The following is a 12,508-nucleotide window of genomic DNA, read 5'->3' on the forward strand; positions in this document are numbered from 1 at the left end:
GATGATCCGCGCCGCCGCCGTGATACTTGCCCTGGCCAGCCTGGTGCTGGCCGGGTGCGCCCACAACAGCCACCGGGCCACGGCCGAGGCGGCGTATTACAACGCTCAGGCCCGCGCCCAGGCCTCGCGCGCGCCGATTGTCGAGCTGGTGGCGCAGCCGGGCGAGGCCATCACGCTGCAGGGCGTGGAGCGCTTTGCCGTGTACGCACCGGAGGGCAGCGAGGGCATCCGCCAGTATCAGGCGGGCCCGAACCCCTGGGTGCAGTCGCTGCAGATTCTGGGTGACGTGGGCCTGAAAGGGTTTGGCGTGTATCAGCTGGCTGAATTTGCCACCTCGGCCGTGACCCACGCCGGCGGCAACACGACGATTGCCAATTCTGGCCGCATGGGCAGCCCAGGCGACAGCGCCGGCGGCGACCTGATCCACGGCGACCGCATCGACAACTCCGGGCGCATCGGCTCGGGCGGAGACGACATTGCCGATAACTCAGGCCGCATCGGCTCCGATGGCGACGATGCCGGCCGCGACCAGATCCGCAACGACGGGCGGTGGCGCAGCCCCGGCGACAACCGGGACACCTCGCCGGGCCCGATCGACCGCGGCGGCGACTGCCGCGACGGCGGCGAATGCAGTATTACCGAGCCGCCAGCCGAGCCGCCCCCGGGCGACGGCTGAGAGGCAGCGGTCTACACGTCCCCGTGACCAGTCATGAGCCGCGGCGCGGCAAGCAACAGTGACGAATCAGTGGGCGTGACAGTCGGGAGAGACCGGCATTGATTTTTTAGCCTTCTACTGCCGGCCCGCGCCTGCAGCCTGACCACCACTTGAGGAGATTCATCACCCATGCGCATCAAGCTGACCAACACCTGGAAGACCAAGGTTGCCGTGGCCATCCCCGGCCCCGGCGTGGACGAGACCATCGAGGGGCAGTTCGTGGTCGAGTTCCGCGCCCTGCCGATCTCGGAGATCAAGGAAATCGACAAGAACCGCCGCCGGCTGCAGCGCCAGCTCGACAGTGCGCAGGCCGGCGAGCTGTCTGACGACGAACTCGCCGCGCTGGAAGACCGGGCGGCCAACGCCGACCAGGCGCTGATCGACCGGATTCTCGTTGCCGTGCACGAGCTGGAGCTCGAGGATGCCGACGGCCACGCGTTGAGCTCTGCCGAGACGCTCGACTACGTGAAGGATCATACCGACTTCACGGTGCCGATCATTCAGGCCTTTACCGGCCGCATGGCACAGGCGGCGGAAAAAAACTCCGCGACGTCGGGCTCGCGCTAGCGCGCCCGACGATCAACCTGGGCTCGGATGCCGATGAGGAGCTGGCGGCGCTGGGCATCCGGCCCCGCAGTACGCCGGACGATCACTTGGCCGGCGAAGTACTGGAGGTGCTCGAGTGCAATGCCGATGCCGTTGATGTCTTTCGCTTTGCCCGCGCTGATTATCTGCTCGGCTTCAGTGCGGCCATTTACCACGGGCTGAGCGGGATGGAGATCAAGTCGATCGCCGAGATTCTGGATAGGCCGTGTAACGAAAACCTTCTGTGGCGGATTCGGGTACTGGAGTCGGCCTTCGGCAAGGAGAAGAACCGGCAGCAGCAGCGGGCAGGAAAATAGGATGAGGCCTTGTCAGACCTGAAGCTTACGTTACGCCTGAATGCCGACGGCAGCGTCTTGCAGGGCGAGATGCGCAAGGCGTCGGGCGAGGTCGCGAAGTTTTCCAGCAATCTGGAGGGCGGCGCAAAACGCGGCACGGCCGCGCTGCGTGGCACCGAGCGGCAAACCCGACGGCTAAGCAGCACCACCCGCACGGCTGCACGGCGCGTCGCCGGGCTGGCCGCCGGGTATTTGTCGCTGCGTGCCGGCCTGGGCGTGCTGCGCGAGATCACGCAGAACACGCTGGAACAAGAGCGGCTGTGGCGGCAGCTGACCGCCAGCATTGAAACGACCGAGGGTGCGGCCGGCCGGTCGCTGATGCAGCTGCAGGGCATGAGCTCGCAGTTGCAGGACACCACCACGTATTCCAATGAGGCTGTTGAGTCGGTGATGGCTCAGCTGCTGGCCTTTCGCAACATCTCCAACCAGGTATTCGATCGCACCCTGAGCCTGGTGCTGGACTTTGCCGAGCTGACGGGGCGCGATGCCAGCCAGGCGGTGCGCACCCTGGCGCTGGCCATCAACGACCCACTGCAGGGCATGGGCCGGCTCAGCCAGGCCGGCATCAGCCTGAGCGCTTCGCTGCGCGAAACGGTGAAGAGCCTGGTGGAGTCGGGCGACCTGGTTGCTGCGCAAAACCTGCTGCTCGATGAGCTGGACAAGAGCTTTGGCGGCGCGGCCGCGGCGGCGCGCGATACGTTTGGCGGCGCGCTCAAGGCCCTGCGCAACGATTTTGACGACCTGCTGAAGTACACCGGCGAGATGCCGGCCCTGACCGCCGAAATAGAGGCGATCAGCAAGCGCCTGCGCGACCCGGAGCTGCGTGAGCGCATGGACGAGGGCATTGCCCAGGCGCTGGGCCTGATTCCGCCGGCGGTCAATGCCGGGGTGACAGCCCTCGAAACACTGGTGCCGTTGCTAGCGACCGTAGCGCGGCATGCCGATCTGATCAAAGTGGTTATCAAGGCTCTGGCAACGGTCATTACTGCGCGCCTGGTGGCGGCGCTGGCCACGTGGACATTGGCTCAGCGCGCGGCGCTGGTGGAGAGCATTCGTTACCAGGCGGCGCTGGCCAGCATGGCCGGGTTGTCGCGCACGGCGGCTGCAAGCCAATTGGCTCTGGCCGGCGCCACTCGCACCGCAAGCGCAGCATTTGCGCTCGTGGGCGGGCCGGTGGGGGCGGTCGTGATCGGACTCACCGCAATTGTTGCGAGCACCATCAAAGCCCGCAGAGAGTTAGAAGCAGCCGTCGGCCCATCTGAGGAATTCCAAGAATCATTGTCTCGTCTCAGCCAGTTGCTGAGAGGCCAGCCTGATGGTGATTTTCTGCCCGCAGTTCACAAAGAACTACAAGCGCTCAATGCCGAGGCGGAGCGAATCGAAAGCACTCTGGATAGACTGAGGCAGGATAGGCAGTCTGATCCTTCTTATCTCGGCATCAGGGAAACGCTACCGGGAGACAGCTCAGAGGTTGAAGATCGAGAGAGGGAGCGTCTCGCAGCTCTGCAAGAGCAGGTTCGGCTCACCGAGCATCTTGCCGGAATCTCTTCCTATCAGGACATTGCCAACGGCCTGGCGCTCATGGAAAGCGCAGGCGAGGCCACCATAGCCATGCTCGAGCGCCTCGGCATTGTCAGCCGCAATGCCGCAGGCGGGTTTGGTGAGATGGCGGCGGCGAATGCGGAGCTGATCGGCCCGCTCACTGAGCAGGTGCACAAGCTGCAAGAGCAGCTGATCGAGATGACCGCCGGTGAAGAGGCGCTGCTGAGTTATCAGCAGGCGCAGGCGCTGGCCGCCGCCGCGCAGGAAGACGCAGCCAACGGTACCACGCGCAACACCGAGGCGGTGATCAAGCACTTTGAGACGTTGCGCACGCTGCAGGGGCAGCTGGTCGCCGCGCGCGAGGAACAGGAGGCGGCAATCCGGGCGGAGCAGGCAGCCGAGAAGGCTCGCCAGGAGCATCGACAAAAGATTCAGGGGCTGGCCGGCGGCTACCGCCAGCTGCTGACAGCCATCAACCCGCTGGCGGCGCAACAGGCACAACTCAACGAGCAGCTGGCCGGCATGCAGCAGCTCGCGGCACTGGGTGCCGATGAGCTGGCGGATATGGGCATCAACGCGGAGCTGCTGCAGCAGGTCATCGCCGGGCTTCAGGACGAGATCGCCAGCCTGGGCGGCAATTCTTCCGTGCTGCCGGGCGCGGATGTCGAAAGTTACCTGGACCTGCTCGACGATGTGAAGTCGAAGATGGGCGAGATCGCCGATATCGAGTGGGGCATCGACGACCTGATCGACTCCTTCCACCCGCTGGCCGGTCAGATGCGCCGGCTGGGCGATGAGATCGCTTTCATCGATAGGGCGCTCAGCGAGGGCGTGATCGGCAATGCCCAGGCCGGGTTCATGAAGATGGGCGCGACGGCCGATGCAGCATTCGGCGCGATGATGGCCGGCGTCGACCGGTCATCGAAGGAATACAAACAGCTCGAGGTGGCTCAGCGGGCGGTCAATGTCGCTCTGGGCGTGGCGGCCATTTTGCAGCAGGGCATGGGCGACCCCTACACGGCGATTCCGCGCATGATCGCGATGGCGGCGATGGTCGCCCAATTGGTCGACGGCATCGGGAGCCTCTCGGGCGGCTCGGACCCGACCGAGCGCCGGCAGGAGGTACAGGGCGCGGGCACGGTGCTGGGCGACCCGGAAGCCAAGTCGGAGTCCATCGCCGAGGCCACGAAGATCACTGCCGATGCGACGCGGGAGCTGGTCGGCATCAACCGCGGCATGCTTCGCGCCCTGCAGCAGCTCGAGTCGGGCATTGCCGGCGCGAGCAATTTCCTGGCACGCGGCGCCGGCGAGTTCGAGGTCGATCTGTCCGGCATGGGCACGAATGCATTCGGCAAGGCCTTGCAGGACATCTTCGATCCGCTGGGCGGCCCGCTGGCCGACCTGCTGGGCGGCTCCGTGAAGGTCCGCGACGAGGGCCTGCGGATTCTGGCCGGCACTTTCCAGCAGATGATCGACGAGGTGATGGTGCAGGCCTTCCAGGAGGTCGCCGAGAAAAAGCACATCTTCGACGACACCGACATCAAGCTCTATACCGAGGCGCTGGATGACGATGTCGCCCGACAGTTCCAACTGATCTTCCAGAGCATCGCAGACACGGTGGCCGCGGGGGCCGAGGCGCTCGGGCTCTCTCGCGACCAGATCGAGCGCGCAATTGCCGAGTTCGAGATTCAAGAGCAGCTGATCAGCCTCGAGGATCTCTCTCCGGAAGAGCAGCGGGCTGAGCTCGAGGCCGTCTTCAGCGCAATCTTCGACGACCTGGTGGCCAGCGTGATCCCGTTTGTGGATGACTTCCAGAAGGTCGGCGAAGGGCTCGGGGAGACATTGGTGCGCGTGGCGACCTCCGTGCAGGTTGTGCAGGAGTCCATCAGCCGGCTCGGGCTGGCCATCGACCAGACCGATCCCGAGCGGCTGGCGCAGATCAGCGTCGGCCTGGTCGAAGCGGTGGGCGGCATCGAGCAGTTCATCAGCGGTATGGAGAGCTTCGTCGACAAGTTCGCCCCGCAATCCCACCAGGTGGCCATCGCCACCGACGACCTGAGCCGAGCGCTCGAGCAAGTCGGCCTCGCCGTGCCTGGTACCCGAGATGAAATGTGGGCGCTGATGGGCACGCTCGACGCCTCGACCGAGTCAGGCCGCCGCCAGATCGCCATGCTGCTCGAACTCACCGATGCAGCTGACACCTACTACAGCCATCTTGAGGCCGTTGAGTCCGAGCGCATGGGTCTTCAGCGCCAGCTACTCGACCTGCAGGGCGACTCGGCCGCGCTGCGCCAGATGGAGCTGAACAAGCTCGACGAGAGCAACAGGGCGTTGCAGGAGCGCATCTGGGCGCTGGAAGAAGAGATTGCGCGCGAGCACGAAATTGCCGACATCATGGGAAGCGCCCGCGACGAGATCGCCAGCCTGAGCCTCGATCCGCTGGTCAACGAGTTTCGCCAGCTGCAGGTGGCTCACGATCAGCTGATGGCCCGCGCCCACGAGCTGGGCATGAGCGAGCAGCAGCTGGCGGTACTGCGCTACCGCCACCAGCTGCAGATTCGGCAGTTGACCGCCGAGCTCGAGGAATCCGTCCGCTCGCTCTGGGACCAGTTCCAGGGCGGTGGCGAGCGCGCCGGCGGCAGTTTCGGCAGCGGGTTTGCCCGCTCGATCGACAGCGCGGCCGACCAGGTGCGCGACAGCATCATCCGCGCGCTTGAGGGCGTGGAAGACTGGCTGAACCGGTCCGGGTTTACCGACCCCAGCCTTACCCCGGTGGCCCGGCTGCAGGCCATGCAGTCGGAGTTCGACCGCCTGATCAGCGTGGCGCTGACCGGCAGCGGCCAGGAGCGTGCCGACGCCATCAGCGCGCTGCCGCAGCTGGCCGATCAGCTCGAGGCGCTTGGCGTGCGCGTGCACGGCAGCGCTACCGAGCCGTTTCAGGAGTTCCGCAGCGGCATTGTCGAGGCCATGCAGCAGGTGATGGGCATCGACGTGCCGGCCGCGCACGACCCGGTGACCGGTACGCAGGTGGGCTATATCGGCAGCGGCGTGGACTCGATTTCGAGCGGGCAGCGTGACCAGACCGCGCTGGCCGGCCGCATTCTGGAGCAGGTCGGGGCGCTGGTCGAGATCTCCGGCGGCCAGGCTCCCGACATTGCTGAGCGCCTGGGCGTCGACCTGGGCAAGGTGATCGAGGCGCTGATCGGCGAGACCGAGCAGGGCACGCTCGAGACCGTCGAGCAGCTGATTGCGGTAGCCAACACGCTGGGCATGGATCTGAGCAATGTGGCCGAGGCCATCGGCCTGCACGTGGGCGCGCTGGCCGATCAGGAGTCGCTGATGAGCCAGGCGCTCGAGGCGGCGGTGCTGCGCATGCCGATGGAGATTCAGTCGCAACTGTGGGGCCCGCTCGATCGGGTATGGCAGGCAACCACCGATGCGGATGCAAACGATGCGCTGGCCGACCTGATTGGCGCGACCAGGAAGCTGCCGGCCGACTATCAGAACGCGCTGGCGCCGTTCTTCGATCAGATCGATCCCACGAGCCTGCACTTGTCGGAGATCGGCCTGCTCGACCAGATCCGCGCTGTGGGCGACGAGAGCGCGGCGTATCTGGCCATCATCGCTCGCGCGCTGGCCGGCGCCCCTGCGCCAAAGATTCCGCCGGACAACCCGCCCATCCCGACCGACCCGACGCCGCCACCGCCAAAGTTTGCCGCCGGCGGCTGGGCCAGCGGCATCATCCAGACCGGCGACGGCGGCGGGCCAGAGCTGGTGCTGCCACACGATGTGAGCACCTTCTTTAAGCGCTCCGGCGTGCCGGTCAACACCGGCCGCGGCGACCCGCGCGTGGTCGAGCGTCTGGAAGAGCTGATAGACATCGAGCGCCGGGCAATCGAGCAACGAGACGAGCTCGGCCGGCGCCAGCACGACGCCACGGTCGACATCGCCCGATCGATGGACGATGCCGCGCGCGAAGCCAGATCCACAGCAGGGATGGGCCAATGATCCTGATCGGCGTGCATGCCCGGTATCTCGACCCGCAGACCGATGAACTGGTTGACGTGCGTGTCTCGTCGCGGCCGTATAGCTCCGGCAGCGACCAGTGGCTGCCGCGCATCGTGGCCGGGTCGGACCCCGAGATCAGGCTGGCGGTACAGGCGCCGTGGTCGCGCGGGCGCATTACCGCCAGTTACGGCTCGATCGACGTCGCCAACCCGGACGGCGCGCTGGATCACTGGATGGACGGCATCTGGACGCGGCAGCAGGCCGAGATTCGTGTTGGCACCCCGGGCCAGAGCTGGTCGAACATGTCACTTGTGGGCGTGGCCCGGATGGAGCATCCCGAATACATCGACGGGCGCCTGATCCGGCTGAAATTCCGCGACCGCATCGAAGACCTGGAAGGCGCGGTGCAAAAGCACTTCTTCGACGGTGCGCCGAATTCGGATCTGGACGGCCAGCACAAGCCCATGATGGTCGGCAAGAGCCTGCAGTTGCCCGCGTTGCTCTACGACGAGGTATCGAGCAGCGAAATCTACTACTACGTGGCCGACAACTTCCATGTGCCGGCCGGCGTCGGCTGGGTGCGCGAAGGCCTGGCACCCATCTACGAAGGCACCAGCCCCGGCCAGTTCCAGAACTGGCCGCCGTATGGCTTTCAGCTCAACAGCCAGCCCACTTTACCGATTACCGTGCAGGGTGAGGGGCCTCGTCACCAGCCGCTGGGGGTGGCGACCGGGCGGTTGCTGAGCTGGTACCGGTCAGGGAAATTCGATCTGCCGACGGGCTGGGCCTATCCTGAGAACTATGAGCTTGGGATTAGATTCGCACAGCGCTGGGGCAATGCCAATGCGCTGGAGGTGTTGGTCAACAATAGCACGACCGGCTGGGTGCGCATGACCAGCGCCGTGAAACTGAAGGGTGGTGGAGGCTACCGGCTGCACTGGCGCGCCATCAGCGCCGAAGGCCACGACAATTGGCTGCGTCTGTCGCTGCATAGCCGCGAGACGATAAGCGGGGCAGTGTCGCTCATCCAGTCCTTCGGGAGTGTCGATTTTTCGGCAATCACGTCGGTCGATTTCCAGATGCCGTTTGGCACCGCCAAACATCTGGTGGTGGTATTTTACAGAGATAGCCTAGGCCCATATCTATCGGCTCTGTTTGATGCATTCTGGGTCGAGAAGCTCGATGAGCCGGCCAAAACCCTCGACCAGATCGTCCCCTATCTGGTGTGCGAGCGCGGCGTAATAGACGGTACCAACGAAACCGGCCCGTTTGACTATGCCGACGTCGACCATGACGCGCTCGAGGCCACGACAGCGGCCACCGATCACCTGGAGCTGGCGCACTACTGGCAGGACGGCAGCACCCACCGCGACCTGCTGGATTTGCTGTTCCGGTCCACGGATTCGGTCTGGTGGATCAATCGCCTGGGCAACTTAACTTGCGCGCCCTTCCTGCTCACCGCCGACGCCTCTGTCGCCACCTTCGACGACACTAACCGCACCACCCGGATCGAGGTCGTGCCGTCGCCAGCCAAGGGCCTCACCGATGCGTATCGCTACAATAGAAACTTCAAACCCGTGCCCGAAGGCGAAGCAGCGGCATCGGTCAATGAGACCAACAAAGCCGTCGGCGCTCGTGAGTTTCGCTCATCCAGGCCCGCATATCAGCACGTGCGCAACAACCTGCATCCCGATTACCACCACGCCATCGGCGCCGAGCCGGACGAAACAGCCCTGGTCGGCCCCGGCGGCGGCGCCCAGCCGGCCCGAGCCAACCGCCGCCTGCAAGACCACGCCGAGCGCATCCAGCACTGGCGCATCGAGGGCGTGCTGTCCACGCAAGAACAGGCCGAAATCGAACCCATGAAAAACGTCACCCTGTACAGCGAGCGCTTAGGGCTATCCGCAGGCAAGCAAGTACAGATCCTGGACCTGAGACTCCTCCCCGTCTCCGGACGCGTACAAATAATTGCGAGAGGCTGAGACATGAAGGAAGGCGCGATCATCATCGGAGAGAACTTGTTGGACGAGCGCTGGTTTAGCCACTTGGGTCTGATCGGCGACTGGACTGGCGGCGAAAACCTGAAAAGCCCGCAGCTTGAGCCCCGCGCGTCTTACTCCGGGGACGGTTACCCGGAAACTGGGATCAGTTTTAATTCCAGCATAACGCCACCAACCGCGTACAATGCGATTGTTCTGGTTGGCACGACCATCGGGCAGGTTCAGTTAGGCGGGCCTTACCTGCCGGACAACATTTACTCTATATCCTGTACCGCCGGGCAGAATATACCAATATCAGGTTATGAAGTGCTAGAGATCAACTCGCCGAGATCGCCGCGCACGCTTGTGATTCTGTTTGACGCGCCCTTGCGGCACCGAATAATCACGGTCCGATGGGATTCCGCGGCGGGCGGAACGCTGGGGCACGTGATTCTCGGTCGTGCGGTGCGCGGCGCCGAACTGGCTGATCGTGGCTGGTCTATGGAGTTCGGTGATCGAGCGTCCGGTATCCGCTCGGCTGGGGGGCAGGTTTTCAAGGACCCCACGAACATCGGGCGCCGATTGTCGATTAGCGGCGCGGTGGTTAACGAGAGCTCCGCGTGGGGCGTGGTTCCCGTCGCTAGCAAACTCAATGTTGACGGTGTGGATAGTAGGTTGACCGGCGATGTGTATTATGAGGACGGCTGGTACAAGTGCGGGCCGAACAGTCAGGGCTTCGTCCTTCTCGGAAATGTTCTGGAGTTTGATGCGCTCTATCGAATTGACTATCAGCAGGTGCAGACAGTGATGCCGCCAGAAGTGCCAGCCTATCCCAGATGGTCGTTTGCAATTTCGAGCCTGGTGGACCAACAGGGCGGCGCCGTCACAGGCGTTTCTTCAGTTTACGGCTTCGGTCAGGACCAAAAATTGCAATTTACGTGTATGCATAGTCCAGGCGAAGCTTGGATCAAGATTCTTGACATCTATAAACTAGACTCAAGCGGCTGGCCGATGCATTACGGCACTTCCCTGCCGTGCATCCGCAACATTGCGGCACGGCACGGCACCTCCAGGCCGGTAGTGGTCTTGATTAGACCGTCGAACCCGCCCATGAACCAGGCGACCGGAATCTACGGGTATATCACTGACCCCGTGCGGATCCAACATCAGACCGCGGATTATTACCGGTTTTCAATGAGCATTGAGGAAGCCCTATAATCCGCGTCTCAAACCAACGGGCGCACTGTCTCAAACTAAGTGGCGCGTTACAGTTTTCCGTGCTTCCAGTGTTCTGACCATCCTGAATCACTCCTCCACTGATCGAGCGCATCCGGGACGAGCCGATCACCACTTGTTAAACTGGTTACATCAGAAACCAATTGGGAGTGAGGAATGGGACTTCTCGTTGACGGCGAATGGCGCGACCAGTGGTACGACACCGAGTCGACCGGCGGGCGTTTCGAGCGCGACCGGGCCGCCTTCCGCAACTGGATCACCACCGATGGTTCGCCCGGCCCGCAGGGCAAGGGCGGCTTCAAGGCCGAGCCCGGACGCTATCATCTCTACGTTGCCTACGCCTGCCCCTGGGCCAATCGGGCGCTGATTTTCCGCAAGCTCAAGGGTCTCGAAGAGGTCATCCCCGTCTCCGTGGTCAACCCGCTGATGCGCGAGTACGGCTGGACCTTCGAGGACGGCTACAAGGTCACGCCCGACCCGATTCACGATGCCCGCTATCTGCACCAGGTCTATACCGCCGCGAAGAGTGACTACACCGGCCGCGTGACGGTGCCGCTGCTGTGGGACAAACAGCAAAACACCATCGTCAGCAACGAGTCGGCCGATATCATCCGCATGTTCAACTCGGCCTTCGACGAGGCCGGCGCGAAGCCGGGTGACTATTATCCTGAAGCGTTGCGCGAAGATATCAACGCGATCAATGCAGTTGTCTACGACAACGTCAACAATGGCGTCTACAAGGCAGGCTTTGCCACCAGCCAGCAGGCATATGAAGAGGCCGTAATCTCATTGTTCGAAGCCCTGGACGAGCTCGAGGCCCGGCTCGACGAGAATCGCTACCTGTGCGGCTCACGCCTGACCGAGGCCGACTGGCGCCTGTTCACCACGCTGGTGCGCTTCGACGCCGTCTATCACGGCCACTTCAAGTGCAATATCCGACGCATCGACGACTACCCCAATCTGTCCAACTATCTGACAGAGCTCTACCAGATGCCGGGTATCGCCGAAACCGTGGAGTTCGAGGCCATCAAGCTGCACTACTACGGCAGCCACGACACCATCAATCCGAACCGCATCGTGCCGCTGGGGCCAGCGCTGGACTTTCATCGGGCGCACGATCGCGCGCGTCTGCCGGCTGATTGATTGCCCTGATCTCATGCTGCCTGCCGGCGGCCGACAGTCGGTCGGTTGCGCGCCGCGAGCCGCCCACCTGCGTGGCCAGACGGCGGCGCCCGGCCGGACGGGTTGACATCAGTGCCTGCACCAGCAGCGGCACCACGATCAGGGTGGTGCCCACCCAGAACCACAGGTCCGGCACTTCGGCAAACAGCAGCCAGCCGATCACGAAAGCCCAGACGATTCCGGTGTACTCGGAGGCCGTGACCTGATTGGCGTCCACATGGCGATAGGCCAGGATCACGGTCATGTTGTAGCCGAGAATGAACAGCGCCGAACCAAACGCCGCCCCCAGCGAGGAATAATCCAGCGGCGCGCCCTCGATGAAGGCCAGCACCGTCGCTGCGGGCAGGGCAAACAGGTAGTTCAGCAGCAGGCTGTGCACCACGGTCTGTTTTTGCGGGAGCTTGCGCACCAGCAGCGCGTTGATCGCCAGCGCCACGGCCAGTCCCAGCGCCGTGAAGCCGGCCGTCGTCATTTCGGTCGGGCGCAGAATGATCAGCACGCCGATCAGGCCGCCGACTACGGCGAATACGCTGCTGCGATTGAGCCGCTCGCCGAAGAACAAGACGCCCATGATCATCACCAGCACCGGGGCGGCATAGAAAATGGCGTTGGCGGTGGCCAGCGGCAGGGCGCCCAGGGCGACGACCATGCACAGGATGCCGCCCAGGCCGACGTGCGAGCGCAGCAGATGAACGCGCGTTCCGCCCCAGAAATTCTTCCAGTCGACCTGCCCCAGAAAAGGCACCAGCAGCAGCACCGTGAACACGAAGCGCACCGCCACAAATTGAAATATGGCCAGGTCGCCGCTGGCCCACTTGATCAGCGTATCGGAGAAGATCGCCAGCAGATTGCCGACGACCAGCAGAAAGATCGCGCTGTTGACGGTGCGTCCGGACATCGCTTTC

The 12,508-nt window shown here is 63.9% G+C and carries 8 protein-coding genes; 7 read left to right on the top strand and 1 reads right to left on the bottom strand.

The genetic code is table 11. The features are described 5' to 3' along the window. The first annotated feature begins 1 nt into the window (after position 1). The 7 genes from ACEWQ0_RS03795 (at position 2) to ACEWQ0_RS03825 (ending at position 11,564) form a co-directional block, all read left to right on the top strand. The gene (locus ACEWQ0_RS03795; RefSeq protein ID WP_476484555.1) at positions 2-676 is read left to right on the top strand and encodes a hypothetical protein; all 675 of its coding nucleotides are present in this window, start codon (positions 2-4) and stop codon (positions 674-676) included. A 168-nt stretch (positions 677-844) separates the two neighbouring features. Then, positions 845-1,282 (top strand): hypothetical protein, encoded by a 438-nt coding sequence (locus ACEWQ0_RS03800; protein ID WP_476484556.1) that lies wholly within the window; start codon positions 845-847, stop codon positions 1,280-1,282. Positions 1,283-1,368: 86 nt separating this feature from the next. Further along, positions 1,369-1,617 (top strand): hypothetical protein, encoded by a 249-nt coding sequence (locus ACEWQ0_RS03805; protein WP_476484557.1) that lies wholly within the window; start codon positions 1,369-1,371, stop codon positions 1,615-1,617. Between the two features lie 9 nt (positions 1,618-1,626). Beyond that, positions 1,627-7,206: a hypothetical protein gene (locus ACEWQ0_RS03810; protein ID WP_476484558.1), complete on the top strand. Its 5,580-nt coding sequence runs from the start codon at positions 1,627-1,629 to the stop codon at positions 7,204-7,206. After that, positions 7,203-9,188, top strand: a complete 1,986-nt coding sequence (locus ACEWQ0_RS03815) for a hypothetical protein (protein WP_476484559.1) — start codon at positions 7,203-7,205, stop codon at positions 9,186-9,188. The genes ACEWQ0_RS03810 and ACEWQ0_RS03815 overlap by 4 nt, the downstream gene beginning before the upstream one ends. 3 nt (positions 9,189-9,191) lie before the next feature. Then, entirely contained in the window at positions 9,192-10,403 is a 1,212-nt protein-coding gene (locus ACEWQ0_RS03820; protein WP_476484560.1) for a hypothetical protein, read from the top strand. 174 nt (positions 10,404-10,577) lie between these two features. Continuing rightward, positions 10,578-11,564 (top strand): glutathione S-transferase family protein, encoded by a 987-nt coding sequence (locus ACEWQ0_RS03825; protein WP_476484561.1) that lies wholly within the window; start codon positions 10,578-10,580, stop codon positions 11,562-11,564. On the opposite strand, the gene ACEWQ0_RS03830 is transcribed toward ACEWQ0_RS03825, so the two are convergent. Continuing rightward, positions 11,482-12,501, bottom strand: coding sequence for a DMT family transporter (locus ACEWQ0_RS03830; RefSeq protein ID WP_476484562.1), 1,020 nt, complete (start codon positions 12,499-12,501; stop codon positions 11,482-11,484). The two genes, ACEWQ0_RS03825 and ACEWQ0_RS03830, sit on opposite strands and share 83 nt — an antisense overlap. Positions 12,502-12,508 lie beyond the last annotated feature (7 nt).

This window comes from Wenzhouxiangella sp. YN9 (assembly GCF_056324165.1).